Annotated in this window: 23 protein-coding genes and 1 pseudogene; 10 read left to right on the forward strand and 14 right to left on the reverse strand. The window is 62.7% G+C overall.

Features of this window, described 5'->3' with window-relative positions; translation table 11 throughout:
* Nucleotides 1-1329 (forward strand): TolC family outer membrane protein, encoded by a 1329-nt coding sequence (locus QOS90_RS15360; RefSeq protein ID WP_027593774.1) that lies wholly within the window; start codon nt 1-3, stop codon nt 1327-1329.
* Nucleotides 1330-1478: 149 nt separating this feature from the next.
* On the opposite strand, the gene QOS90_RS15370 is transcribed toward QOS90_RS15360, so the two are convergent.
* Entirely contained in the window at nt 1479-1811 is a 333-nt protein-coding gene (locus QOS90_RS15370; RefSeq protein ID WP_085273304.1) for a DUF2834 domain-containing protein, read from the reverse strand.
* A gap of 110 nt (nt 1812-1921) precedes the next feature.
* Here QOS90_RS15370 and QOS90_RS15375 point away from each other — a divergent pair, with 110 nt between their 5' ends.
* The gene (locus tag QOS90_RS15375; RefSeq protein ID WP_085273303.1) at nt 1922-2734 is read left to right on the forward strand and encodes a helix-turn-helix domain-containing protein; all 813 of its coding nucleotides are present in this window, start codon (nt 1922-1924) and stop codon (nt 2732-2734) included.
* Nucleotides 2735-2756: 22 nt separating this feature from the next.
* On the opposite strand, the gene QOS90_RS15380 is transcribed toward QOS90_RS15375, so the two are convergent.
* The 3 genes from QOS90_RS15380 to QOS90_RS15390 all read right to left on the reverse strand — a co-directional run bounded on the left by QOS90_RS15380 (nt 2757) and on the right by QOS90_RS15390 (nt 6766).
* Nucleotides 2757-5174 carry a TonB-dependent receptor gene (locus QOS90_RS15380; protein WP_085273302.1) on the reverse strand — a complete coding sequence of 806 codons (2418 nt, stop codon included), beginning with the start codon at nt 5172-5174 and terminating at the stop codon, nt 2757-2759.
* Between the two features lie 101 nt (nt 5175-5275).
* A complete protein-coding gene (locus QOS90_RS15385) occupies nt 5276-6253 on the reverse strand; it encodes a FecR domain-containing protein (RefSeq protein ID WP_027593778.1) in 978 nt (325 codons plus the stop codon).
* The gene (locus QOS90_RS15390) at nt 6254-6766 is read right to left on the reverse strand and encodes a sigma-70 family RNA polymerase sigma factor (RefSeq protein ID WP_027593779.1); all 513 of its coding nucleotides are present in this window, start codon (nt 6764-6766) and stop codon (nt 6254-6256) included. It abuts the gene before it with no gap.
* A 148-nt stretch (nt 6767-6914) separates the two neighbouring features.
* Here QOS90_RS15390 and QOS90_RS15395 point away from each other — a divergent pair, with 148 nt between their 5' ends.
* Nucleotides 6915-7583 (forward strand): class I SAM-dependent methyltransferase, encoded by a 669-nt coding sequence (locus QOS90_RS15395; protein WP_085273301.1) that lies wholly within the window; start codon nt 6915-6917, stop codon nt 7581-7583.
* Between the two features lie 141 nt (nt 7584-7724).
* On the opposite strand, the gene quiC is transcribed toward QOS90_RS15395, so the two are convergent.
* Nucleotides 7725-9632 carry a 3-dehydroshikimate dehydratase QuiC gene (gene quiC, locus QOS90_RS15400; protein ID WP_027593781.1) on the reverse strand — a complete coding sequence of 636 codons (1908 nt, stop codon included), beginning with the start codon at nt 9630-9632 and terminating at the stop codon, nt 7725-7727.
* 466 nt (nt 9633-10098) lie between these two features.
* Between quiC and QOS90_RS15405 the strand changes: the two genes are divergently transcribed.
* Nucleotides 10099-11472 (forward strand): MFS transporter, encoded by a 1374-nt coding sequence (locus tag QOS90_RS15405; RefSeq protein ID WP_027593782.1) that lies wholly within the window; start codon nt 10099-10101, stop codon nt 11470-11472.
* Between the two features lie 119 nt (nt 11473-11591).
* Here QOS90_RS15405 and QOS90_RS15410 read toward each other — a convergent pair whose 3' ends face one another.
* The 5 genes from QOS90_RS15410 to QOS90_RS15430 all read right to left on the reverse strand — a co-directional run bounded on the left by QOS90_RS15410 (nt 11592) and on the right by QOS90_RS15430 (nt 17700).
* A complete protein-coding gene (locus tag QOS90_RS15410; RefSeq protein ID WP_085273300.1) occupies nt 11592-13004 on the reverse strand; it encodes a DOPA decarboxylase in 1413 nt (470 codons plus the stop codon).
* Nucleotides 13005-13091: 87 nt separating this feature from the next.
* The gene (locus QOS90_RS15415) at nt 13092-14036 is read right to left on the reverse strand and encodes a LysR family transcriptional regulator (protein WP_085273299.1); all 945 of its coding nucleotides are present in this window, start codon (nt 14034-14036) and stop codon (nt 13092-13094) included.
* 136 nt (nt 14037-14172) lie between these two features.
* Entirely contained in the window at nt 14173-14883 is a 711-nt protein-coding gene (locus QOS90_RS15420; RefSeq protein ID WP_085273298.1) for a YebC/PmpR family DNA-binding transcriptional regulator, read from the reverse strand.
* 94 nt (nt 14884-14977) lie between these two features.
* Nucleotides 14978-16369 carry an FAD-dependent oxidoreductase gene (locus QOS90_RS15425; RefSeq protein WP_085273297.1) on the reverse strand — a complete coding sequence of 464 codons (1392 nt, stop codon included), beginning with the start codon at nt 16367-16369 and terminating at the stop codon, nt 14978-14980.
* A gap of 14 nt (nt 16370-16383) precedes the next feature.
* Complete coding sequence (locus tag QOS90_RS15430) at nt 16384-17700, reverse strand: MFS transporter (protein WP_027593787.1); 1317 nt, start codon at nt 17698-17700, stop codon at nt 16384-16386.
* 244 nt (nt 17701-17944) lie between these two features.
* Here QOS90_RS15430 and QOS90_RS15435 point away from each other — a divergent pair, with 244 nt between their 5' ends.
* Together QOS90_RS15435 and QOS90_RS15440 are read left to right on the forward strand one after the other, a co-directional pair.
* Nucleotides 17945-18814, forward strand: coding sequence for a LysR substrate-binding domain-containing protein (locus QOS90_RS15435; protein WP_085273296.1), 870 nt, complete (start codon nt 17945-17947; stop codon nt 18812-18814).
* A gap of 159 nt (nt 18815-18973) precedes the next feature.
* Complete coding sequence (locus QOS90_RS15440) at nt 18974-19345, forward strand: DUF2784 domain-containing protein (RefSeq protein ID WP_085273295.1); 372 nt, start codon at nt 18974-18976, stop codon at nt 19343-19345.
* On the opposite strand, the gene tam is transcribed toward QOS90_RS15440, so the two are convergent.
* Nucleotides 19335-20111, reverse strand: coding sequence for a trans-aconitate 2-methyltransferase (tam, locus tag QOS90_RS15445; RefSeq protein ID WP_085273294.1), 777 nt, complete (start codon nt 20109-20111; stop codon nt 19335-19337). The genes QOS90_RS15440 and tam overlap by 11 nt on opposite strands.
* Nucleotides 20112-20218: 107 nt before the next feature.
* On the opposite strand from tam, the gene QOS90_RS15450 reads away from it, so the two are divergent.
* On the forward strand, nt 20219-20398 hold the full coding sequence (locus tag QOS90_RS15450) for a hypothetical protein (RefSeq protein WP_085273293.1): 180 nt from the start codon (nt 20219-20221) through the stop codon (nt 20396-20398).
* A 3-nt stretch (nt 20399-20401) separates the two neighbouring features.
* On the opposite strand, the gene QOS90_RS15455 is transcribed toward QOS90_RS15450, so the two are convergent.
* On the reverse strand, nt 20402-21811 hold the full coding sequence (locus QOS90_RS15455; RefSeq protein ID WP_085273292.1) for an amino acid permease: 1410 nt from the start codon (nt 21809-21811) through the stop codon (nt 20402-20404).
* 327 nt (nt 21812-22138) lie between these two features.
* Here QOS90_RS15455 and QOS90_RS15460 point away from each other — a divergent pair, with 327 nt between their 5' ends.
* From QOS90_RS15460 to QOS90_RS15470, 3 genes are all read left to right on the forward strand, one after another.
* A complete protein-coding gene (locus QOS90_RS15460) occupies nt 22139-23563 on the forward strand; it encodes an aminotransferase-like domain-containing protein (RefSeq protein ID WP_027593793.1) in 1425 nt (474 codons plus the stop codon).
* Nucleotides 23564-23647: 84 nt separating this feature from the next.
* Nucleotides 23648-24721 (forward strand): RHS repeat-associated core domain-containing protein, encoded by a 1074-nt coding sequence (locus QOS90_RS15465; protein ID WP_085273291.1) that lies wholly within the window; start codon nt 23648-23650, stop codon nt 24719-24721.
* A 300-nt stretch (nt 24722-25021) separates the two neighbouring features.
* On the forward strand, nt 25022-25942 hold the full coding sequence (locus QOS90_RS15470; RefSeq protein ID WP_027593794.1) for a LysR family transcriptional regulator: 921 nt from the start codon (nt 25022-25024) through the stop codon (nt 25940-25942).
* 58 nt (nt 25943-26000) lie between these two features.
* On the opposite strand, the pseudogene QOS90_RS15475 reads toward QOS90_RS15470, so the two are convergent.
* A pseudogene (locus QOS90_RS15475) lies at nt 26001-26270 on the reverse strand (type II toxin-antitoxin system RelE family toxin).
* On the reverse strand, nt 26260-26505 hold the full coding sequence (locus tag QOS90_RS15480; RefSeq protein WP_027593796.1) for a type II toxin-antitoxin system Phd/YefM family antitoxin: 246 nt from the start codon (nt 26503-26505) through the stop codon (nt 26260-26262). The pseudogene QOS90_RS15475 and the gene QOS90_RS15480 overlap by 11 nt, the downstream one beginning before the upstream one ends.
* Nucleotides 26506-26592: the final 87 nt, after the last annotated feature.

A 26592-nucleotide genomic window follows, 5' to 3' on the forward strand; every position in this document is an offset into this window, starting at 1 on the left:
ATGAACCGTCACTGCCTGATGTTGTGCCTGTTGGGGTTGTCCTTGCCAGCCAGTGCCATGGACCTGAAGCAAGCCTGGGACCTGCTGCAGTACCAAGGGCCCATCTACCATGCCGCCGAGCATGAGAAACAAGCCGGCCTGGAAAACCGGGCCATCGGCCAAGCCGGCCTGCTGCCGCAGATCAATGCCACGGCCTATTACAACAAGGTCAATGGCTCGCAGCGCCAGAGCGGCCAGGACAACGACCTGGACTACGACTCCAAAGGCGCCAGCGTGCGCCTGCGCCAACCGCTGTTCAACAAGCAGAAGATGGCCGAATACCGCCAGGGCCAGCAGCGTGCCGACTACAGCGTCGCGGTGTTCGATGCCAAGAGCCAGGATGCCGCGGTGCGCCTGGCAGACAGTTATTTCGATGTGCTGTTGGCCAGCGAAACCATCACCCTGGCCAGGGCCAAGCTGAACGCTTTCGAGGAGCAGCTTGCGTCAGCGAAACGGCGCATGGAGCTGGGCGCCGGCACGGTGACCGACATCGACGAATCGGTCGCTCGCCGCGACCTGGCAGAAGCCGACCTGATCGAGGCGCAGGACAACCTGGTCAACGCCCGTCGCAAGCTCGAGGAGTACATCGGTGAAACCCCGGCATCGCTGACCACCTTGCAGCCAGGCTTCACCACCCCGCCGCTGCTACCGGGCAACCTGCAGGACTGGCTGGTCAAAGCACAAACCGACAGCCCGCTGATTCACGCCCGCCGGCACAGCTACGAACTGGCAGAAGAAGAGGTGAACCGGGCCAAGGCCGGGCACTGGCCGACCCTGGACTTCGTTGCGGGTTACACCGCGGGCAGCAGCCAATCGATTTCGGAGCTGAACCAGCGCAACCAGTACAGCTCGATCGGCCTGGAACTGAACATCCCGTTGTACAGCGGCGGCAGCACCAGCGCGCTGACCCGCCAGGCCAGCGCCAACAGTTCGAAAGCGCTGGACGAGCTCGACGCCACCCGCCAGGAAGTCATCTCCGGCACCACCCGTGAGTACCGAGGTGTGCAGAGTGGCGCCATGCGTATCCATGCGCTGGAAAAGGCCGTCGCGTCCAACGAACGCTCGCTGACCTCGACACGCAAAGGCTTCAAGGAGGGCGGTACCAGTACCAACTCGGATGTGCTTAATGCGGAGGAATTGCTGTTCGACGCACGGCATGACCTGTTCGAGGCCAAGTTGAACTACCTGATGTCGCGCCTGCGCCTGGCGTCATCGGTGGGCAGCCTGGGGGATGACGATATCGAGCTGGTCAATAATTACCTTGGGCCGGAGTTGATGGTGAGTAACTGACCTGCTCTGGCTTTGTTTAAGCTTGAGATTGTTGGGGGCGCTTAAGGCCTGGTAACGCAGGCGGTAATAGCCTTGGTAGCAAGAAATCGCCAGCATCTTCAGGAACAGCGCGACCACACAGACCGCATAGACAGACAGGGCACCGTGCATCACGCCCCCTCCTGAGCAGGATGTGCCGAGCGCCTGCCAAAGCCTTCAAACACGATGTACAGAAGCGGCCCCGCCGACACAAACACAGCCGTGAGCAGCAAAAAAGGGGCAACCCGTAACCACGATCGCCCTTTCGAACGGGCATCCGAGATCATCCAGGCGCACGCAAGCCCAGCCATCACGTACAAGTCGATTACAACCTGCGCGGTGTCAGGCCGGGCCATCAGTTCAAGGCCAAATGCGAGCAATGATTGCTCTGCAATGAGCATCGTCCAGCCGGTGTATAGCGAAAATGACATCAGGGTAGCCAGCGCGATCCACGTGCTTTTCATCTGCAACGCTCCTTAACCAATACCGCGCCAAGGTAGTGCTATGGTTGCAGCCTGCTCAATGACCTCACAGGTCATCGACGCCCCCGCTCACGCCCCGTCAGAGTTGCCCCATGAGTAACCACCCTTTCCACCCGACCGCCTCAGCCGGTAACCCGGCAGGCAACCACTTGCGCCGGCACCGTCAACAGGCAGGTTTGAGTCAGCTTGAGCTGGCGCTACGCGCCAACGTATCCCAGCGTCACCTGAGCTGCGTGGAGACCGGTCGCGCCAAACCAAGCCCAGGCACGTTGCATGCCCTGCTTTCTGCGTTGGACGTACCGTTGGAGGAGTGCAACGAGGTTTTCCTCGCGGCAGGTTATGCGCCCCGCTACACCGCGTCGCCGCTGAATGCGCCCGCCATGGCAATGGTGCACGAGGCGATTGCGCATATTTTGCAGGCCAACAACCCTGCCCCTGCGATCGTCCTGGATAGCAGGTGGTACATCACCGCCGCCAACACCAGCGCCGGGCTGCTGTTGCAGATGGCGGGGGTACAGCCCCGTGATGATGCGCCGCTCAACCTGCTGGAAACGCTGCTGTGCCCCGAGGGCCTGGGCGACCAGTTGATCAATGCCGATGAAATCCGCGCCACCGCGTGGCACAGGGCCTCGCGGGAAGCGGCGGGCAACCCTCAGTTGGCGCAGCTACTGCAAGACCTGCCCTGCCCCGCCGCGCTGGCGATTGCCCCATCGCCTTCGCCGGTCGTGTTGACGCGCCTGCGCTCGGCCCACGGTGAGCTGAAGTTCCTGTCCACCTTCACCACCTTTGGCATGCCGCTGGACGTGACCGTGGCCTCGCTGCGCATAGAACACCTGATACCTGCAGACACGCATACCTGGCACACCATGACCCTGGCGTATGAACAAGTGACCGCAAAACCCTGAACGCGCCCAGGCCGAACCGGCCTCAGAAATCGACCGTGGCCGACAGCTGCAGGGCGCGTGGGTAGCCAGGCGATATCGCGCCATACGAAGCGACCCCCGACCAGTACTCACGGTCGAAGACGTTCTGCACCGTGGCCCGGAAGGTGGTAGGACGGCCTTCGATGTGGGTGGTGTAGCGCGCGCCCACATCGAAACGTGTCCAAGCATCGAGCTCCTGGGTGTTGGCCTGGTTGATGTACTGGCTGCCGGTGTAGATCGCGCCACCGGTCAAGGTGACACCTTCGACCCAAGGCGTGTCCCACTCGGCCCAGAGGTTGGCCTGCACATCGGGCACGCCCACAGGCTCATTGCCCTTGTTGGCCGCCGTGGCCGAATCGGTCAGTTCGCCGTCCAGCAGGGTCACGCCGCCCAGCAATCGGGTACCGGGCGCGACTTCACCGAACATGCTCAACTCGATGCCACGGTTGCGCTGCTGCGCCTGCACCGAAAACAGGTTGCCAGCGCCCAGTTCGCCACTGGGTTTTTCGATCTGGAACAGCGCCAAGGTGGTCATGAAGGTGTCCCGTTCAAACTTCACCCCGAGTTCGTGCTGCTTGGTTTCATAGGGGGCAAAGGCTTCACCGGCATTGTCCGCCGTGGCCGGTGCCACATCGCCTTTGCTCAAGCCTTCGACGTAGTTGTAGTACAGCGAGACATTCTCCCAGGGTTTCACCACCACCCCGACAACGGGCGTCGTCGCACTGTCTTTGTAGCGGGTAGTCATAGCGCCTGCGGTGCTGTAGTTACGCGACTCGATCGCTTGCCTGCGCACGCCCAGGGTCAGTTGCACGCGGTCATCGAGCACCGCCAAGGTGTCGGTCATGGCTACGCCGGACAACTCGGCTTCAGACACCCGATTCACGTTTGGCGCACTGATGTACTGCTTGGGCACCGCTACGGGGTGATAGATGTTCGAGATTATTTCCGTGCCATTGTTGATGCCCCGCGACAGCTCATCCTGGTAACGGGTCGCCATGAGCGTGACGGTATGGTTGATCGGCCCGGTTTCGAACAGCCCGCGTACGCCCACGTCGGCGGTGGAGCGGTCGACATTGAACTTGTAGTAGCCCGGAGTATTGCTGGTGTCGCCCGCGTCATTGAGAATTTTCGGCACCTGGTCGGACATCCGCGCGACATCCGCCCTGCCGCCACCCGCATGGGCAAACACAGTCAACGAATCGCTCAAGTCGTATTCCCCACCCAGCAGCGCGGATTGCTCGCGGGTGTCCGACCAGCCCCAGTCCTGTGGCAGGTTGGTGCGGCCATTGGCGGCCGAAGGCACGTCGACACCCGGCGCCACGGTGAAGGGCCGAGACGCGGCATCCCAGCGCTCCCGCTGGCTGATGAAGTCCAGGTTCAGGCGCAGGCGCTCACCTTGGTAATCCAGGGCGATGGCACCGATATCCAACGCCCGTTGCTGGTCATCGATGGCCGTGTCGCCCTGGGCGAGGCTGCCGTTGAAACGCACGCCCCATTGCCGCTGATCACCAAAGCGGCGGCTGATGTCGAGGTGGCCACCGGTCTGTGTGTCAGAGCTGTAGCTGGCGGTGAAACGGCTCAGGTCCTCGGCCAGGGCGCGCTTGGGGACGATGTTGATCACGCCGCCGACCCCGCTGTTAGGCGAAATCCCATACATCAGCGCGCCTGGCCCTTTGAGCACCTCGACGCGCTCGGCATATTCGGTAAACACGCGGTAGTTGGGCGCCACGCCATACACGCCGTCGAAAGCAAGCTCCCCTAGGTTGCCCTCACCGACAGGGAAGCCACGAATGAAAAACGAATCGACGATGCCACCGGTCTGCCCCGTGGAGCGCACCGAAGGGTCACGCTCCAGGGCATCGGCGACGGTGACCGTCTGCAAATCCGACAGGGTTTTGGCGGTATAGCTGGTGACGTTGAAGGGCGTGTCCATCACGTCCTTGTTGCCCAGCATGCCCAGCCGCCCGCCACGGGCAACTTGCCCGCCGGCATAAGCCTCTGGCAGGGTTTCGTGGCGCATGCTGTTGGCGTCGATGGTGGTCGCGGCCAGGGTTAGGCCGTCGCCACTGGCCACTTGCCTGATCAGTTTGAAGCTGCCGTCGCCCAGCTCGACCAGTTCGAGCCCACTGCCGGCGAGCAGTTGCGCCATGCCGTCACGCGGGGAATAGCGACCGTTGAGGCCTGGGCTGTACAGGCCTTCCGTCAATGCAGGCTCGAACGACAGGGCCACACCGGAGGCCAGCGCGAAGCTGGCCATGACCCGGCCGAGCGGCCCTGGGGCGATCTCGTACGGCCTGGTAGCCGTCGCCTCCAGTGGTTGTGCGAGCGCCGCCCATGAATGGCTGGCACCTGCCACCAGCACACAGCTGAACAGGGCGCGACGGATTGCAATGGCGAGCTGGGGACGACTTGCAACAGGCATGACAGGAGGGTCCTTCTGACCAGGAATGGAGGTGTTCACTCCTACTGCCAGCCGAGGCGGAAAAAAGTATCACCTGGGGCACGACTTTTTTTGCAGTGCGGTCAGCGCGGCGCAAGCATCGTCCAGTAGCCCCCCATGTGCGCCTCCACCCGCAGGGCATAAGTCGACTCCAGCATGCTCAACGTTCGACGCGGGTCGCTGATGGGAAATGCCCCCGATACGCGAAGGTCGGCAATGCCTTGGTCACAACGAATGAACCCCCGTTGGTAACGTGCGAGCTCGGCAACGAAAGCGTCCAGCCTCATCTTGTCCGCCAGCAGCATGCCCTGGGTCCAGGCCGTGACAGCCTCGTCTACCGGCCTTGGTGCAGCGATCGTTCGGGCGTCGAAGTCAGCGCGTTGGCCGGCTTGCACGACGCGGCGGGCAAGGTGATCGGCATTGCCAGGTTCGATGCGAATTGCACCTTCGATGACCGCCAGGTAGGTGCGCCCGCCGACCTCCCGCACGGTGAACCGGGTGCCCAAGGCTTGCATGCGCCCCTCCCGCGTCCCTACCCACAGGGGGCGAGCAGGGACCACGATGTCGGGGGCCGTCTGCACCAGGATTTCACCACGGAGCAAACGGATGAACCGCTCGCCGGCATTGAAACGCACATCGATGGCGGAGTCGGTATTGAGCACAACCTGCGTGCCATCGGCCAGGGTAAGGTCACGGCGTTCGCCAATGCCGGAGCGGTAGTCGGCTGCCCAGCCTTGTTGCTCGGTCAGCCGCCAGCCTGCCCAGCTGGCCGGGGCCAGGGCCAGCAGCAGCGCCAGCCGGCTGACCAGTGCACGACGGCCAGGGTCGGCCGGGCGGTCCAGTGCAGGCATCGACAGTGCCGGTGGCAGGCTACCCAACTTGCCCATCAACCGCTCCGCGCGCTGCCAAGCGCTTGCTCGGGCCCGGCTGCTGTTGCGCCAGGCCAGCCAGTCGGCCTGCTGCGCATCGGTCACGTCGCCTGCGCTCATGCACATCAACCACTCGGCGGCTTCTTCGAGCGCTTCGGCGTCTACCGGCTCGGCGCGCTGTGCATCGGCCATCTAGTCGAGCAGCCTCAAGCACTGAACGAATGCCTGCTTCATGTAGCGTTTGACGGTAATCAGCGATACACCGAGCTGCTCGGCAATCGCCTCGTACTTCATGCCAGCCAACTGCGACAGCAGAAACGCGCGCCGGACCAGTGGCGGCAAGGTATCGAGCATGGCATCGATCTCGTGCAAGGTTTCCAGAATCAGCAAGCGCGTCTCTGGCGAAGGCACTTCAGGGGCAGGCAGGTGCTCAAGCGCCGCCAAGTACGCACGCTCCAGCGATTTACGTTTGCACCAGTTGGCGAGAATGCCGCCGGCGACGCAACTCAGATAAGCGCGGGGTTCATCGAATACGACGGCTTTGGAGGCGAGGATACGGGTGAAGGTGTCCTGAACCAGGTCGGCCGCATCCACCGCGTTGCCCAGGCGCCTGCGCAATTTCGCGTGTAACCAGCCCTGGTGGCCGGTGTAAAGCGCTTCGACATTGCGTATGTGATTGTCAGGGCTGGGCAGCACGTCGCTCATGGGCGGTCTTGTCTACGCAAGTGAGAACTATTTTCAATGGTAATTTAGCGCTGGCGCGCAAAGCAAGTTCAATATGGGCCAGCATTCAGCCGCAAAGGCACGCGCTCGCGGCCTATGCTTCAACTCACCCAAGGCGGCGGAAACCCTCATGCACAACCCCGAAGACAACCTGCTGCACAGCTGGCAGCACAACGCCCAGGCCTGGATCGACGCGGTGCGCAGTGGCGCCATCGAAAGCCGTCGGCAGGTGACCGACCAGGCTATCCTGCTGGCCATTCTCAGCCGACAACCCGAGCGCGTGCTCGACCTTGGGTGTGGTGAAGGCTGGTTGCTGCGGGCGCTGGCCGATCGCGGCATCGAGGCGGTCGGCGTGGATGGCGACCACACCCTGGTGGAGGCGGCCCGTGCGGCAGGCTCCGCCGAGGTGCACCTTGCCAGTTACGCACAGCTGGCCGAGGGCGACGTCAGCGTTGGCCGTGACTACGATTTGGTTTGTGCCAATTTTGCGTTGTTGCAGCAGGACGTCATCCCCTTGTTGGCGGCGATGAATGGGCTGCTGGCTCCGGGTGGTGCAGTGGTGATCCAGACGTTGCACCCCTGGAGTGTGGCTGCGGGCGACTATCAGGATGGCTGGCGGGAAGAGTCGTTCGCAGGGTTTGCCGGGGACTGGCGGCCGATGCCTTGGTACTTCCGCACTTTGGCCAGTTGGCTGAATGCATTGGACATGGCCGGGCTGCGCTTGGTCAGCCTGCAGGAGCCGCAGCATCCGCAAAGTGCGGTGCCGCAGGCGTTGTTGATGGTGGCCGAGGGGCGGTGAACCCTGTGGGAGCGGGTTCACCCGCGAAGCAGGCGACGCGGTGTATGGCACCGGCTTCGCCGGTGTTCGCGGGTAAACCCGCTCCCACAGGGGCCCTGTGGATGCAAAAAGGATCAGTTTGATCCAACAGGGTAGCGGCGCTTACAGCACCGGCTTGCGCGCTGCCCCGCTGCGGGCCTTGGCCATGGCTGCCAGGCGCACGGCGACGTTCGCTGCGCCATACCCGGCATAGCCGCCCTTGCGCTGGATGATCTCGAAGAAGAAGCGCTCCTCGAACGGCTCGGTGTACACGTGGAACAGTTCGCCGCCTTGGGCATCGCGGTCATACAGCACGTTGTAATACGCCAGCTCACTGAGGAATTCGTCGTCGAAGTCGAAGCGCGCCGCCAGGTCGTCGTAATAGTTGAGCGGGATTTCCAGCAGCGGCACGCCAGCCAACTTGGCACGCGCCACTTCACGGAAGATGTCATCACAATCGAAGGCGATGTGATGCACACCCGAGCCGCGGTAACTGGACAATGCGTGGGCAATGGCGGTGTTGCGGTTCTCGGAAATGTTCAACGGCAGGCGCAAGGTGCCGCACTGGCTGCGCAGCGCACGGCTCTTGACCAGGCCGTACGGGTCGGGCAGCACCACTTCGTCGTCGGCGGCGAAGTCGAACAGGCTCTTGTAGAACAGTACCCAGCTGTCCAGCGACTCGGCCGGCAGCGCCAGGGCCATGTGGTCGATACGGCGCAGGCCACCGCTGGCAGTGGCGGTTTTGTCCAGGCTGAAGTCGGTGTCGTACAGGGTCTGGCCAGCAGTGCCCTGTTCTACCAGGTACAACAGGCTGCCATCGGGCGCGCGCACGGCGGGTACTTCGCACTCGTTGGGGCCGACCAGGCCACGGAACGGCTGGCCACGGAAAGCCGTGGCGCGCTTCAAGGCAGCTTGTTGGTCCTTAACGCGCAACGCCGTGGCGCACAACGACGGGCCATGCGCCTCGAAGAAGTTGTGGCCAAACGAATAGGGTTCGGCATTGAGGACAATGTTGATGTCGCCCTGACGCAACAGTTGCACGTCCTTGCTGCGGTGCTTGCCGGCGTCGGCGAAGCCCAGGCGTTTCAGCCAGTTGCTCAAGCGCGCACCCACCGCCTCGTCGACGGCGAATTCGAGGAACTCCACGCCATCATAGGCACTCGCCGCCGGCGGGTTGAACAGCACGCCCGGCTCCACCGCCACGGCCTCTTGCTCCAGGCGCAGGCGGGTCTGCTCTTCGAGGTACAGCAGCGAGCGCAAGCCGTCGGCAGCATTCTGCCGAGGTGGCGCGGCGCGGAAGCCGTCGTTGAAGATTTCCAGGGACAGCGGGCCGCGGTAGCCGGTGGCGAGGATCGGCGCGAGGAAGCCGGCCAGGTCCATTTCGCCCTGCCCCGGGAAGCAGCGGAAATGGCGGCTCCACTCCAGCACGTCCATGGCCAGGATCGGTGCGTCGGCCATCTGCACGAAGAAAATCTTGTCGCCCGGGATGTCACGGATCGCGCTCGGGTCGCCCTTGAGCGACAAGGTATGGAAACTGTCGAGGATCACCCCAAGCGACGGATGGTCGGCCTGGCGCACCAGGTTCCAGACCTGCTGGTAGGTATTGACGTGTCGGCCCCAGGCCAACGCTTCATAACCGATGCGCAGGCCACGCTTGCCGGCATGCTCGGCCAGCAGGCGCAGGTCGTCCACCAGCAGTTGCTCGTCGCCCAGGGCATCGGCCTGGACGTTGCTGCACACCAGCACCAGGTCAGTGCCCAGCTCTTGCATCAAGTCGAACTTGCGCTCGGCGCGGTCGACGTTGCGCTGCAGCCGGTCGCGGCGGCAGCCTTCAAAGTCGCGGAACGGCTGGAACAGGGTGATGGCGATACCCAGGTCCGCGCACATCTGGCGAACCTGACGCGGGCTGCCGGCATAATAGAGCAAGTCGTTTTCGAAAATCTCGACGCCGTCGAAACCGGCGGCGGCGATAGCTTCGAGCTTTTCCGGCAGAGTGCCGCTCAAGGACACGGTGGCAATCGAACGCTGCATGGCGGGAGTTCCTTGTTGTTAGGGGACGACGGCGCAGGAAAACCACGGTAACGGTGCCTGGCATGATGGATTATTCGCAGGTAAAGTCGCCTCATCAATCTCTTTGTACGGAATGGTTAGTTTTGTGTTCGATTACCGAACAAAACCGGATTTCGCGAATTGCTAGACCGCCACCCCGTGGTCAACATGAAACCAGACGCAGGCACACCGACCACCGCCTTCTTGCCAGACGGTCATTCGGCAGAACCTGCGCTAACAAGCCCAACGCCACAACATAATAAGTTCAATAAAACCGGGTACCGACCTATGAACACTGCTCTCGCCTTGCGATCCGCACCTGTCTCCTGGCTGCCTGTCACGGCCTTGGCGCGGAATACGCCCGCACTTCACGTTTGACCCCACTCCCGAGATAACCCCACGCTCGCCTTGCGCCGTGCGGGAACCAACAAGAACAACGGAGACACCGATGGCTCACTCCAGCTCTCAAGCCAAGAAAGCGACCGCCAGTGGATGGATAGGCTCGGCACTCGAGTACTACGACTTTTTCATCTATGCACAGGCTGCGGCCCTGATTTTCCCGCAAATCTTCTTCCCTAACACCGACCCGAAAATGGCGATCATCGCCTCGCTGGCCACTTACGGTGTCGGCTACCTGGCCCGCCCGGTCGGCGCCATCGTGCTCGGCCACTGGGGTGATACCCGCGGACGCAAGAACGTACTGCTGCTGTGCATGTTCCTGATGGGTGTGTCGACCATGGCCGTCGGCCTGCTGCCGACGTACCACGACATCGGTATCCTCGCCCCCGCCTTGCTGGTGCTGCTGCGCCTGGTCCAGGGCTTCGCGGTAGCCGGCGAGATCTCCGGTGCCAGTTCGATGATCATGGAGCACGCGCCGTTCGGCCGACGAGGCTACTACGCGAGCTTTACCCTGCAGGGCGTACAAGCCGGCCAGGTCTTGGCGGCGGCGGTGTTCCTGCCACTGGCCTACTTCATGCCGAGTGAAGCCTTCAACGATTGGGGCTGGAGGATTCCGTTCCTGATGAGCGCCGTGGTGCTGATCGCCGGTTTCATCATCCGTAAAGAAGTGCACGAAACACCTGCCTTCGTGAAGGAAGAGAAGCAGGATAAAGTCGCCAAATCGCCGGTCAGCGAGGCCTTCCGCCACAGCTGGAAACACATGGTGCTGGTGATGTTCATGGCCCTGATGAACGTGATCCCGGTCGTCGCGACCATTTTCGGCGCGGCCTACGCGGTGCAGCCGGCCTATGGCATCGGCTTCGACAAGAGCGTGTACCTGTGGATTCCGGTGGTCGGCAACATCGTCGCGGTGTTGGTGATTCCATTCGTCGGCAACCTTTCCGACAAGATCGGCCGTCGCCCGACCATGATCGCCGGGTGCCTGGGTTCGGGCCTGCTGGCCTTCGTCTACCTGTATGCGATCAGCATCCAGAACGTACCGCTGGCCTTCGCCGCCTCGATCGTGATGTGGGGCATGGTCTACCAGGGCTACAACGCGGTGTTCCCAAGCTTCTACCCTGAGCTGTTCCAGACCCGCTACCGTGTTTCGGCCATGGCCATTGCGCAGAACATCGGCACCATGCTGACGGCCATGCTGCCGGCGCTGTTCGCCCTGGTGGCACCACCGGGCTCGGACAACATTCCACTGGTCGTGGGTGGCATGGCGTTCTTCATCACCTGCATCTGCGCCCTGGCGGCGTACATCGCACCAGAAACCCATCGCCTGTCGATGGAAGACCTCGGCAACCCGCAAGCCAAGCCGATGGAAAAGGCCGCGTACGAAGCCAGCCGTAAAGGCAGCTTGCAGACTGCAAGCCACTGATAGATCGCAGGGGGCTGCTGCGCAGCCCTTTCGCCGGCAAGCCGGCTCCTACAAGTGTGCGCAAATCCCTGTAGGAGCCGGCTTGCCGGCGAATGGGCCGCAAAGCGGCCCCAGCGTTTTCAGCCCTTGATCACTTCCTGCAGCCGTTGCCACAGTTGTTCAACATGCTCCCGCTCGGTCGGCAATGCGCCAATCGACACCCGCACCATCCACCGCCCATCAAGGGTAGCCGGCGTTACATACGCCTCCCCAGAACCATTGAGCCGCTCGGCCCAGGCCTTGGTATGCGCATCCAGCGCCTCCCCTTCCAGCCCCGCCGGCCGCTGCTGGATGCACAGCGTCTGCAACTGCACGGGTGCCAATAGCGTCCAACCCGGCGTCGCCTCGACCTGCCCAGCAAGCCACTGAGCGTTATCCAAATCACGGCGCAAGCGCGCCTGCAGCGCTTCGACGCCTTCGCTGCGCAACATGAACCACAGTTTCAAAGCGCGGAACCGCCGGCCCAGTGGAATACCCCAATCACGCAGGTTCTTGACCTCACCATCCACCGCCGACTGCAGGTAGCTGGGGTTGGTGCTCATCACCCGGATCAGGTGCTGCGGGTCGCGCACGTAGTAGATCGAACAATCAAAGGCCACACCCAGCCATTTGTGCGCGTTGACCACCACCGAGTCGGCCAGCTCGATGCCGTCCCACATCCAGCGGCACTCGGGCAGAATCATCGCCGACCCCGCCATGGCCGAGTCAACGTGCAGCCACAGGCCATGGGCCTGGGTGATTTCACCAATCGGGCGCAGTGGGTCGAGTGCCGTGGTGGCGGTGGTGCCGGTGGTCGCGACTACCGCACAGGGCTGATTACCTGCCGCCAGGTCCTGCTCTATCGCAGCCCGCAGCGCGTCTGGCTGCAGGGCGAACTGCGCGTCGGTGGGGATCAGGCGAATGTTGTCACGGCCAAAACCGGCCAGCAGTGCGGCCTTGTCCACCGAGCTGTGGGCGTGGGCGCTGACGTAGACGATCAGCGGCTTGGCCTGGGCCTGCAGGCCACCGCGGACCAACGCGTAATCGCTGGCCCGCTCGCGGGCGCAGATCAGCGCCACCAGGGTGCTGGTTGAGGCGGTGTCCTGGATCACCCCGCTCCATTGCCCTGAAAGGCCGAGCAACTGGCGCAGCCAGTCGAGGGTGGTTTCTTCCAGCTCGCTCAAGGCTGGGCTGGACTGCCAGGACAGGCCAAGCACACCCAGGCCGGTACTGAGAAAGTCGCCCAGCACCGATGACAACGTGCCGTTGGACGGGAAGTAACCGTAGAAATCCGGGTGCTGCCAGTGCGACAGGCCCGGCATGACCAGGTTGTTGACGTCGTCGAGAATCGCTTCGAAGGGTTCGCCTTGCTGCGGGGCGCACTCAGGCAGGGCCGCTTTCAGGTAGCCCGGTTCGACTTGGGCCATGACCGGGCGTTCGCCCACGGTTTGGCGGTAGTCGGCGATCAGGTCGATCAATTGGTGGCCGTACTGGCGGAATTGTTCTGGGGTCACGGGCGGTCTCCATTGGGCACTGGCAATACAGGCCCACCAGTCTAGGTGCCACCCGCCCTGCAAAGAACCCCGCTTCGTGCATACCTCCTATGGCGTTGGCGCATGCCCCCCTTGCACGCCGAACTGGGACTGGCGCCACAGCTCGAACACCCGGTTGCGCAACCAGCGGTGCTCGGCCGAGGCCTGCAGGCGCTGGTGCCAGACCACCCAGTAACGCTGGCTGTGATCGATGAAGCCCAACGGTCGCCAGGCCAGGTCATGCAAACGGCACAGTTGCCGGGCGATGTGCTCCGGGACCGTGGCCACCGCCTGGCTGTTGCCGATCACCTGCACGGTGGCCGAAAAAAACGGCACTTCCAGGCTGACCCGCCGCTGCAGGCCTTGGGCGCGCAGGTGGCGATCGATGAAGCTGTCCTTGTCGCCACCCCCGGAAATGCGCACATGCTTGTGCGCCAGATAGGCTGCCTGGCTGAGCGTTTCATGGGCGGTCAACGGGTGGTCGCGGCGCATCAGGCACACCGCGCGGTCCTCGCCGAGCAGACGACCATGCAGGTTGGGCGGCGACTCATCGAACAAGGTGGTGGCCAGGTCGATCTCGCCACTGGCCAGCAACGCGTACTGGCCAGCCTGCCAGGTGCGGTATTCGAGGGACACGCCGGGCGCTTCGTGCTCCAGCGCCGCCACCAGCAGCGGCAGCATATGCTCGGCGACGTAGTCCGAGGCCGCCAGGCAGAAACGGCGCTCGCAGCGGGCGGGGTCGAACACGGCCGGTTGGCGCAGGGCGTGTAGCTCTTCTAGGACCTGGCGCAGTGGCTCGACCAGGGCTTCGGCATGCTCGCTGAGCACGTAACCACGGCCTTGGCGCACCAGCAGCGGGTCGTCGAATGCTTCGCGCAGGTGGGCCAGTTGACGGCTCAGGGCAGATTGGCTGACACCCAGGCGCTCGGCGGCGTGGCTGAGGTTTTTCAGCTGCAACAGGTGGTCGAGGGTACGCAGGTGGGCGAGGCTGAGGGAGGCGAAGGTGGGGGTCATGCAGGCTTCCCTTCATTAAGACTACTGGCCCAATCGCCGGCAAGCCGGCTCCCACAGGGGTACCACAATCTTCAGCATCGTGGGGCCTGTGGGAGCGGGCTTGCCCCGCGAATGGGCCGCAAAGCGGCCCCGGCTTTTAGTCGGTCAGGCCGACATAGACGTTCTGCACGTCATCGTTCTCATCGATCGCCTCGAGGAACGCCTCGACCTCGGCCAATGCCTCAGCACTCAAGCTGGCAGCACTTACCGGGTTCTTCGGGGTGTAGCCGATCTTTGCCGAGGTCACGGTGAAGCCATGCTCCGGCAGGGCCTTTTGTACCGCGTCCAGGTCGGTGGTGTCGGTGATGAACAGGGTCGAACCCTCTTCTTCCCCTTCCTCGAAGTCCTGGGCACCGGCTTCGATGGCGGCCATTTCTGGGTCTGCGCCTTCGCTCGGGGTGGCTTCGATCAGGCCGACGTGGTTGAAGTCCCAGGCCACCGAACCGCTCGCACCCAGCTGGCCCTTGCGGAACAGCACGCGGATCTGCGCGACGGTACGGTTGATGTTGTCCGTCAGGCACTCGACGATCAGCGGCACCTGGTGCGGCGCAAAACCTTCGTAGCTGACCGCGTGATACTGCACGGCATCACCGTCCAGGCCGGCACCCTTGCGGATTGCCCGGTCCAGGGTCTCGCGGGTCATCGAGGCCTTTTTGGCCTGCACGATCGCCAGGCGCAGGCGCGGGTTCATGTCGGGATCGGCGCCCGATTTGGCAGCGATCTGGATCTCTTTGGACAGCTTGCCCATGATCTTGCCTTTGGCATTGGCCGCTGTTTCTCTATGTTTGGCTTTCCACTGTGCGCCCATGTCGACTCTCTTGTTTCAACGGCCAGTTCAGGAAGCGACCGGCCAAAAGTGGGTGCAGTTTATACGCCCTCGGGCATGTGATCGACAAGAAATCTCATGCTTTGTCGGCCTTCCCCGCCGCCGCCGCAAAACGTGCCAGGCGTACATCGAGGTGCCGTGGCCGCAGCCCGCGGTCCTCGGCGCGCTCCTTGCGGCGAATGGCATTGCGCACCATCAGCGACCCCAGGTAGCGAATCGGCTCTGGCGGAAACAGCCCCAGCGGCCCCTGGACCAATGGCGAGCGGGTCCAGGGGTTGTCCAGCCCCAGCGCCAGCGACGACAGGATTTGCCCCCCCATGTGGCACGGCCCGACGCCGCTGCCGGAATAGCCAAAGCCATAGAACACATTGCCCTGCCCGTCTAACCGGCCAAAGAACGGCAAGCCCGTGACGGAGCGGTCCGACGGCCCATTCCAGCTGGCCGCCAAGGGCACGTCCGCCAACGCCGGGAAAAACTCGCCCAGGCTTTCACGCAGCAGCGGCCGGTAGGGTGAGGGCTGGTCGAATACCGGCAGCATGCGCCCGCCATAGGCGAAGGTATTGCCGCCCTTGCCGAGCATCAGCCGGCCATCGGAGGTGTTGTGGTAGTAATGCACGAAAATGCGCGAATCGAGCACGCTGACGCCGCTGTCCAGGCCGATTTCGCGCAACAGCTCAGGGCACGGCTCGGTGATAATCATGTCGCTGGACACAATCGCTACACTGCGCTCGAACTGCGGGAACGCCCGCGCCATCCAGGCATTGAGGCCCAACACCACACGGTCGGCGTGCACCGTGCCGTGGGCCGTGCGCACCTGTACCGGCGCACCGTGCGCCAGGCTCGTCATGGCCGTGCCTTCGTGAATGCGCACGCCACGCTGCAACGCCACCCGCCGCAGGCCGCGCACCAACTGCCCGGGCTGCACGGTGGCGGCGGCCGGCGAAAACCAGCCTTCCAGGTGCCGCGCCGACCCCGCCAGGCGTTGCACCTGGTCCAGCGGCAGCCGCTGGAACGAATTCACCCCCTGCTGCTTCAGCGCGGCGATCACCGCATCGGTGGCACCGACCTGGGCCGAGTTGGTGGCGGTGTACAGCGTGCCGTCCAGCCGGTAGTCACAGTCAATGCCATTGGCCGCGCAAAACGCGCCGATGGCACCGATGCTGCGTTCCGATTCGTGCACCAGGCGCACCGCTTCGGCCGCCCCGAACAGGCGCTCGAGGGTGAAGTACTTGGCCGACCACGACAGCGCACAACCGCCATTGCGACCACTGGCCCCAGCGCCGCAGATGTCGGCCTCGATCAGCATGACATCCAGCGCCGGCACCGCCTCCTTGAGCATCAACGCAGTCCACAGGCCGGTGTAGCCGCCGCCGACAATGCACACATCGCAACGGCTGTCGCCTTGCAGCGGCGGGCACGCCGCTTCCTGCGCCGAATCCAGGGCCTGTTGCAGCCAGAAGGGTCTCATTAGCTCGCTTTCCTTTAGGTACGCAGTGGCTTGATTGCCATGCTGGTGTTCGGTGCCACGTCGTAGCGCTGCACCGCGGTGGCCGGGCGGCTGTTCCAGTGCGGCAGCAGCACCAGCGCCGAGAACAGTGCGCAACCGGCGAACACGATGAACACCGTGACGCCGTCGAAATAACCCGGCAGCAGCCCGCCAAGCACGGCCCCCACCGAGCCACAGCCGTTGACGAAGCCTGCTGCGGTGGCACCTGCCTTGGCGGTGCCGAAGTCGATGGCCGCAGCGCCGCTGATCATCGAGTCAGGGCCATACAAAGTCAGGCCCATGACAAACAGCAGGCCCACCACCAGCATCACGCTGCCGGTGTGCATGGCCGCCATGAACGCAGCTAGCGTCACCGTCAACAGCACCAGGCTGATCACGCACGCCGGCATGCGCCGCGCGCCGAACAGTTTGTCGGAGGCCAGGCCGATCATGATCGGCCCCAGCAACCCGGCCAGCTCGAAGGCCGTGGGGATGATCGCCGCGCCGACCTTGCCCACCGACGGCATTTGCTCGAAGACGATCACTGGCCCCCACAGCAGAATGGCGTAGCGCGCCGGCTTGAGCAGGAAGTAGGCCAGGCCCAGGGTCAACACCGTGCGGTTACGCAGGATCTCGCGCAATGGCGCCCAGACGCTGCACAGGTTCGCGCCCGGTGCCATGCTCTGCGGCTCGGGCTCTACGGCAGGCAAGCCGACGTCTTCTGGCCTGTTGCGCTGCAGGAAGAAAAACAGCACAGCCACCAGGGCGACCACCACGGCACTGGAGAAAAACGCGGCGTGCCAGGTGCCGACCAGGGTGTAAGCCCACCAGCCGGCAAACGGCGAAGCCACCAGGCCGCCAAAGGCATAGCACGAGCTCCACAACCCCAGTACCCGCCCGCGCTGCGCGGCTGGGAAGAAACTGCCGATGTTCTTGCACAAACCGGCCCAGCCGGTGGACTGCGCCAGGCCTTGGATCAACATGCAGGTGGCGAAGATTGGGAAGGTGGCGTAGCTGCCCATCACCACCGCCGCCGCCGCCGAGATCAGCAAGCCGCCAAGCACCACCACACGTGGGCCGAAGCGGTCGGCAAGCATGCCCCAGGTGAACTGGCCCACGGCATAGGCGGCCAGGTAGATCGCGTCAAGGTTGGCCATGGCGGCCTTGTCGAGCATGAAGCCTGGGTCTTCGGCGATGCCTAGCTTGGCGACCGAGAATGCCTTGCGGGTGAAGTAGAAGGCGGCGTAGGCCAGCCAGGTGATTGCGAAAATCTGCATACGCCAGCGTTTGAACGTGGCTAGGGAATGGTTCATGTGAGTCTGACCTCTTGCTCAAGTGTGCCGGCAGAATGTGAAGAAACGCCTGTCTTGTTCTTGTGTTACGCACAGCGATGGCGGGGGCCCGTCATCGGGTCAGATGGCGCTGTATCAGCGCCATGGCCCCGACCGGCGCTTGTGGCTGCGGCGGGGCTGGGAGGTATGGAAACAGCTGGTGACTGATAAATAAAATCGATTTATCGTATTTCACTCATAAGCCCAGCTTGTTACTGGAGTCGTCATGTCGGTGTCCCACGCTCAACTCAAGGCCTTCCACGCGGTGGCGGTGCACGGCAGCTTCACCCGTGCCGCGCAAAAACTGTTTCTGACCCAGCCGGCTGTCTCCGACCAGGTGCGCAAGTTGGAAGAGCGCTTCGGCGTGCTGCTGTTCCACCGCAACAAGCGTTCGGTGCAACTGACCGACCTGGGCGAGCGCCTGCTGGGCATCAGCCAACGCCTGTTCGCCTGCGAAGCCGAAGCCCACGAGCTGCTGCAGGACTCACGCGCCCTGCACACCGGCAGCCTGGTGTTGGCGGTGGACGCGCCGGTGCACGTGCTGCCGCAGATTGCGCGGTTCTGCCAGCGCTACCCGGGCATCCAGGTGAAGATCGAAACCGGCAACACTGATGAATCGTTGGCCCGGCTGTTCAGCTACCAGGCGGACCTGGCACTGCTGGGACGGGACGTCGACGATGAGCGCCTGCACTGCCTGCCGCTGCGCCGCGACCCGATGGTTGCCTTCGTCAGCCACCATCACCCTTGGGCCAGCCGGGGCTCGATCAGCCTGGCGGACCTGGATGACACCCCGTTGGTGCTGAGGGAGCCTGGGTCGGTGACGCGGCAGACGCTGGAAGAAGAAATGCAGCGCGCCGGGCTGCGGATTCGGCCGGCGATCCAGGTGGAAGGCCGGGAGGCGGCGCGCGAAGCGGTGGTGGTGGGGATTGGCGTGGGGGTTGTGTCGGCGGCGGAGTTTGGCGCGGATGCGCGGGTGTGTGCGTTGCCGATTGTCGACTGTCAGCGGCATTTGACCGAGACGCTGGTGTGCCTCAGCGAGCAACGTACGCGACGGGTAGTAGCGACGTTCTTGCAAATGGTTGAGGAAGGGCTGTAAAGCTGCATTCCCAATGTTTGCTTGGTAGGAGCAGCCTTGTGCTGCGAAGAGGCCGGTGCAGGCAGCATTGATGTATGGTGCCTGTACCGGCCTCTTCGCAGCACAAGGCTGCTCCTACAAGGATCGCGAGGATCACGAGGATCACGAGGATCACGCCCCATGCTCTTTCGATTTGCCGCCGACGCTCTGGTGCTTTTGCACCTGGCCTTCATCTTGTGGGTGCTGTTCGGTGGCCTGCTGGTACTCAAGTGGCGCCCCGCCCTGCTCGTCCACCTGCCTGCCCTGGCCTGGGGCTTGGCGGTGGAAGGGCTGCACCTGGAATGCCCGCTGACCGACTGGGAAAACCGCATGCGCTTCGCCGCCGGCGACGCGGGCTACCACGGCGGTTTCGTCGAACATTACATCTGGCCGCTGATCTATCCGGCCGGGCTGACGCCGCAGATCCAATGGCTGCTGGGCGCCATCGTCCTGCTGGTCAACCTCGGCATCTATGGCTACGTGCTCGGGCGCTGGCGCCGCCCTACCGCGTAGCGATCACGAACAAGCGCGGGAACGGCAACAGCACCTTGCCGTCGGTGGCCGGTGGGTAGTCGTGCTGCATCGCCTGCAGGTACATCTGCAGGAAGGCGGCTTGCTCTTGTTCGTCCAGCCTGGCCAGGTAAGGCCGCAAAGCCGAGCCCTTGAACCACTCCACCACCGCTTCGGCGCCACCCTCCAACGGATGATGGTACGTAGTACGCCACACATCCACCCGCGCGCTCCGCGGGCTGAGCAGGTCGTAATAGAACGCGGCGTTGTGCCTGGGCGGTAGCTGGAAATCGGCGAATTTGGTGGCCCAGGGGCCTTTGCTGGCGATTTCGCGCAGTTGCCGGTGCGCTGGCTCGTCAAGGTTGTCAGGGGTTTGCACCGCCAGGCTGCCGCCCTCGCTCAGCTGGCTGACCAGGTGCGGATACAGCGAAGCGTGGTCCGGCACCCATTGCAGCGAGGCATTGGCCAGGATCAGGTCTTGCGGCTCTGGCGCGGACCACTGGGCGATGTCGGCAATGGCGCAGCGCACGCGTGGTACACACAGCCTTTTGCGCTCCCGGGCCTTTTCGACCATGTCCGGGTCGCTGTCCAACGCCGTCACCTGGGCATCGGGGTAGCGCTGCAGCAGCACCTCGGTCGAGTTGCCCGGGCCGCAGCCCAGGTCGGTGGCATGGCGGACCGGGCGCGGCGGCACGGCGGTCAGCAGGTCGCGTACGGCGCGGGTGCGCTCGTTTTCGAACAGGGAATACTGGGTGGCGGACCAGGCCATGTGCGGCTCCTTTGGGCGGGCAATGTGCCCAGCATAAGCCAAGTAGTGGCACTTAGGGTCTATTCGCGGGCCGGAACCGAGCGTCTATCCTTGAAGTCAGTCCTTATATGCGCCTGCCCATGAAAACATTCCTGGCCCTCGCCATACTGGCCCTGATCGCCGCTGCCGCCCTCCTCGGCTCGCCGTGGATGAACCAGCGTTTTCACATGCCGCCGGACAAATACCCGGCCCAACAACGCGAAACGGCCGGGTCCTCAAGGGAGCCGGCCGTCTTGAACCACAACTGAAGCTTAGTGGCGTTTGGCGCTACGGATCTGATGCACCACACCCATGGCTACCACGACTGCGGCAGCAATACCGGTGGAGATCACCAGGATCTGGTAGTCAGGCATGAACGCCATGGTCACCAGGGCAGCCACGATGAACGCGATTACCAGGTAGGTCAGCCACGGGAACAGCCACATCTTCAGGCGCACTTCCTTGCCTTCGGCAATCAGCTTGCGGCGCATGCGCAGCTGCGAGAAGGCGATCACCAAGTACACCAGCAGCGCGATCATGCCGGTGGTGTTCATCAGGGTGTCCAGCACGTCTTTCGGGCGCAGGGTTTCGCTGAAGTTGATCAGCGCACACACCACCGCCACGGCGCACGAGCCCATGATCGCGTACACCGGTACGCCGGTGCCGGCACGGGTGATCTTGAAGAACGACGGCGCGTCGCCACGCTGGGACAGCGAGAACAGCATGCGCGAAGCGGTGTAGTGACCGGAGATCAGGCAGCTGCTCACCGAGGTCAGGACCACGAAGTTCATCAGCAACTCGGCATACGGCACGCCCAGCAGCTCCAGGGTACGGCGGTAGGCGCCATAGCCCGAGACGCCCAGGTGCGGGTCGTTCCACGGCACCAGGCAGACGATCAGGAAGATCGAGCCAACGTAGAACAAGCACACACGCCACACCACCGAGTTGGTGGCCTTGACGATCTGCGCGGCCGGATCTTTGGCTTCGGACGCGGCGATGGTCACGATCTCTGCGCCGAGGAAGGCGAACATCACCCCGAGCAACGCACCAATCACCGTAGTGATGCCGTTGGGCATGAAGCCTTCTGCGGTCAGGTGGCTGATGCCACGCACTTCACCGAACTGCCAGACGTTCATCACCGCTGCGGTGCACACCACCAGGAAGCAGACGATGGCGATCACCTTGATCAAGGCAAACCAGAACTCGAACTCGCCGTAATGCTTGACGTTGAAGAAGTTGACGGTGATCAGCAGCAGGGTCGTGGCCAGCACGAACACGTTGACACTGACGTCAGGGAAGAAGCCATGCAGGATCTTGCCCGCCACATAGGCTTCCCACGCCATGAGGATGACCCAGTACCACCAGTACAGCCAGCCGATGGTGAAACCTGCCCAACGGCCAATGGCGCGGTCGGCGTAGGTGGAGAACGAGCCGGTGTCAGGCGAGGACGTCGCCATTTCGCCAAGCATGCGCATGATCAGCACCACCAGGATGCCGCCTGCCAGGTAGGCCAGGACAGCGGCCGGGCCGGCGCTGTGAATCACGCTGCCGGAACCGACGAACAAGGCGCCGCCGATAACCCCGGCGATTGACATCATCGTCAGGTGGCGCGACTTGAGCGAGGCACTGAGCTTGCTGTCGTGCCCGCCTTTCGCGGTGGTGGTTGTGGATGTTGCGTCCATCAGTTGTGTACCCCGTGCTTCTTTTTATCCAAGGAAAACTGTGAGACCCCGATGGCTAGCGGCCTCACCTGTACATCAGTGCTAATGCGGGCAGGATGGTGTGAGCAAACACACGCAGGCCATCCATGGCGGCCTGCTGACGCGCCCGAAGGTTTGCCCTTCGAGCGAACTGAACATGCTTTATGTGGCGATATCCGACACCTAATGTAAAAATGTCCGACGCAGAGAGCCATGCACAGTGGCATGAATCTCGCACTGCACTGTACAGGTCGCCAATGCAGTACACCCTGCAGGCACCTGACGCTACGCACCCTGAAAGGCCCTCGAATGTTCGAATTACACCCAGACGCCCCCACCCCGTTGGTCAACCAGATCATCGACGGCTTGCGCGAGCTGATCGACAACCAGACGCTCAAGCCTGGGGCCAAGGTCCCGTCTATCCGCGCCTTTGCCGCGACCTACTCGGTGAGTACCTTCACCGTGGTCGAGGCCTACGACCGCCTGGTCGCCCAGGGCCTGCTGGTCAGCCGCGGCAATGCCGGGTTTTTCATCAACCGCGCGGCTGGCGAGTTGCTGGACAAACACAATGTCGAGGCCGACACCAGTCGACCAACGTTCAACTCCGAGTGGTACCTGCAGCAGATCTTCGAGATCCGCCAGCTGCCCTTCAAGCCCGGCTGCGGCTGGCTGCCCAATGACTGGATGTACGAGGAAGGCCTGCGCCGCGGCCTGCGCCAGGTCGCTGGCAGCCCGCTGGAACTGTCCGGCTACGGCGACCCCATGGGCCTGGCCGAACTGCGCACGCTGACCGCACAAAACCTGCAGCAGGAGCTGTCGATCGTCGCCAACCCGGCGCAGCTGATGCTCACCCACGGCGCCAGCCAGGCCCTGGACCTGGCCGCGCGCACCCTGGTGCGCCCAGGGGACGTGGTGCTGGTCGACGACCCCGGCTACCCCAACCTGATGAGCATCCTGCGCACCCAGGGCGCGACGTTGGTGGGCGTACCCCGCACCCCTGCCGGTTACGACCTGAACCAGCTGGAGCAGTTGCTGGCGCATCACCGCCCGACCGCGTTCTTCACCCAGCCGCACCTGCACAGCCCGACCTGCTCGCGCACCCCGCTGCCGCAGTTGCATCGGCTGTTGCAACTGGCCAGCCAGCATGGCTTCCGCCTGGTCGAGAACAACCTGTACGCCGACATGGTCGCCGAACCGCAACCGTGCCTGGCCAGCCTCGACCACCTGCAGCAGGTGGTGTACGTCGGCAGCTATTCGAAGAGCATCTCGCCCAACGTACGGGTTGGCTACATGATGGCCAACCCGGAGCTGATGCAGAAACTGGTGCACCTGAAAATGCGCTCAGGCCTCACCACCTCGCAGGTGATGGAACGCGTGGTGTATGCCGCGATCATCGACGGCCGCTGGCGCAAACACCTCAAACGCCTGCGCCAGCGCCTGGCCGAGGCGCACCAGGAAGTGGGCCGGCACCTGCACCGGCTGGGCTTCGAGCTGTTCACCGAGTCGGACGAAGGCATGTACATCTGGACCCGCCACCCCGCCATCCCCGACAGCGCGGAGCTGCTGGATGATGCGTTGGAGAAAGGCATCATGCTTGGGCCTGGGCAGCTGTTCATGGTCGATGCCAAGCCGACCGGGTGGATGCGCTTCAATGTGGCGTTCAGTACGGACCCGGCGATGTGGGAGTTGTTGGAGAAGGTGCTGGTGAAGCATGTGCGGCGGGGTGGGGTGTAGGGACAGAGCCTAGTAAAACTGCCAGTTGTGAGGGGCGGCCGGAGTGATCCAAACTGGGACATCTCCCTCCAGCAGGTCGCGATAATGAATGATTCAATACGCAGCCTTCATGCTCAACAGCTGACGCCACAACGCTCAACGCCGCCGGCTTCCCAGCTAAACAGCCCTCACACTTATCACTTTTACAACGGTAACCGCCTGGCAACACGGCTGAACACCCAGGGTTGTCAGCGCGTAATCTGGGCACTCAATATCGGAGTGGCGCAGGGCACGCAAGTAAGTGGAACGTGGCACAATCAGATGCTACAGACAGACCAGCAAGGCTCGGCTTTGGGCAGTTTCAACGATGAGTATCAGGGGACAGTCTATACGCCTTATGGCCATCGTTTCGCTGCTGAGAGCGCGCCACTATTGGGCTTCACAGGACAATGGATAGATCCTATATCTGGCACCTACCCGCTGGGAAATGGGCACCGTTTCTATCATCCACAATTACGGCGCTTCAGCAGCCCCGATGCGCTGAGCCCGTTTGGCAAAGGGGGCTTTAACGCGTACGCCTACTGCGCGGGGGATCCAATAAACAGCGCTGATCCCACCGGGCGATGGACTTTCGAGCTCTACCAAAAACTTACCACCAAAGGTAGCTCAGTGCTCCAGTATTTGGTTGATAATCCGGAACAGCGCTTACACGCAATTGGCTTCGGCGACGGTAAAACTCCAACCGCCCCAAAAGGTTATAACCGTACATACTTAAAATATGATGCCGCAGAAAAACGCCCGAGAATTAAATCGACTTCTAAACTCTTGCAAAACCAACGACAAATACCTACCGGCCATTACTACACCAACGAGGAAAACAGCGTGGTGATACTTGGCTTTGGCCAACGTCTAGGTGATCCAGACGCTAGTTTAATGCTCTCACACCACGATACACTTGTAGCCGCCGGGTTCAACCTGCAACCTGTCAATACGTACGATGAGGGTTCTCTCTATCAAACACCCACGGGTATCAAGGTAGATCCACTCAAACAGAACACACCTAATGAGTCTAGAGCCAACCGAACTCACTTCAATGCGGCGCTGTTATCACTCACCGCGCGTGAATTGAGACAGCTCACTACACAGCCGATGGAACCGAACAGTGGTACTCGCCTTTGAACACGATCCACCACCCTGCAGGACCTTTGGGTATTTCCCAGGGCAGAGCCCCCTAACCTTTGCTGCAGTCATTTAAATCCACTGTAGAGCCTCTATCGCTGCGCGGTGGCTGGGGCGAAGCGGTGGGCTTCATGGAGGGCGCCTTTGCTTGTTGTTCTGGCAGGAGTTGTGGGTCATCACAGTTGCGCTCTGGTGGCGCTTGGTCGGTGCATCGCTGCGATTTATCGTCCCCGGGCTATGATTAGTCAATTTTCTATTTATTATTTGCACTATTAGCCCAGCTTATTATCGAGCCCGACCATGTCCGACCGCCTGCTCAACGACCGCCTCGACTGGAACCTGCTGCGTACCTTCCGGGTCATCGGCCAAGAGCTGTCCATCAGCCGCGCGGCCGCCCGCCTGCACCTTACCCAGCCGGCGGTGAGCCAGGCGCTCAAACGCCTCGAAGATCAGCTCGGCCGGCAACTCATCGCCCGCCGTGGGCCACGCTTTGTGCTGACTGAAATGGGCGAGCAGCTGTTTGTGCTGGCCGGCGAGGTGTATGGGCAAATGTCGCTGATCGGCGGCCTGCTGGAGCAACCGGCGGACGAGCTGGTGGGCAAGGTGCGCTTGCTGATGATCAGCCGCATCGAAAGCGAGCAGTTCGACGATTTTCTCGCCGACTTCCACCGCCAGCACCCACGGGTAGAGCTGGAAATCGAGGTGATGCGCAGCTCCGACATCGTCGCCGCCTTGCAGGAGAAGACTGCCACGGCGGGCTTGAGCCTCAATCGACGGCCGCAACCGCGTTTGGAGCAGCGGCTGTTCCTGCGCCAGCGCTATGGGTTTTTCTGCGGCAAGCACCATGCCTTGTTCGGCCAATTGGAGGGCGACCTGCAACGTGAGAACTTCGTCAGTTTCACCAGCGACCAGATCGGCGGGATGCTCTCGCCGCTGACCATCTTCCGGGACCAGCAAGGGTTCTCCGGGCGGATCGTGGCGTCCTCGCCCAGCCTTGAAGAGGTACGCCGGCTGGTGATCGCGGGCTTTGGCATCGGCTGCCTGCCGGAACACGTGGTGGCGGCGGATGTGGCGGCGGGGTTGTTATGGAAGCTGCCACCGCAGGAGGGGATTGCGGATGTGGATATCCACCTGCTGTGGAACAGGGAGCAACGGCTGAGCCGGGCCGAGCGAGTATTTATCGAGGCCCTGCAACAGTGCGGGGATAACAAAGAATCGTAGGACACAGTGAGGGGGAGTTCATCGCAACATCGCAAAAACGCTGCTTGTGAACGCCCCTCTAGCGCTTTTTGGCTGACTGATAAACCGCGCTGCGTTCACGCTTGCCCACTGAAACTACCACAACAACGACCCGCTCATCTTCGACCCGGTAGCCTTAAGCCTTGAACTTTATTTTGTAGTGATTAGGCAGCTCCCGCAGAGCATCGGCCTGCACCCTCGGTGCCTGCAAACGTTCGCCAAGCTTCTTCTTGATCTGCTCACGCAACGTATGGCCCAGTTTGCCCCACTCCTTGAACGCTGAAGGGACGAACTCAAGCTTATAAGTCATCCAAAGACACCGGTATACCTTGCTCACCAAGACGGGACTTGGCCAGCTCGCTTAGCTCGATGTCTTCCAGTTTTTCCATCATGGCTTCATACAGTTCGGCCGGCACCATGTAACCCATCACACGATTGTGATTCAGTACGGCAATGGGCATGCCTGCGGCGCCAGACATTACTGCAGTTGGGTTCTTTTTTAGCTCTGAAACGCTTACCGCTACGTCAGCGAAAATATTCTGCATGCTATCAGCCCTAAATTAAGACCTATATTTTGGTCAAATTCAAGAAACATGGCTAGGGACGGCCCCGTAAAAGTTTGGATCCCATCC

It is taken from the genome of Pseudomonas sp. LAIL14HWK12:I10 (genome assembly GCF_900184205.1).
Taxonomy (GTDB): domain Bacteria; phylum Pseudomonadota; class Gammaproteobacteria; order Pseudomonadales; family Pseudomonadaceae; genus Aquipseudomonas; species Aquipseudomonas kermanshahensis.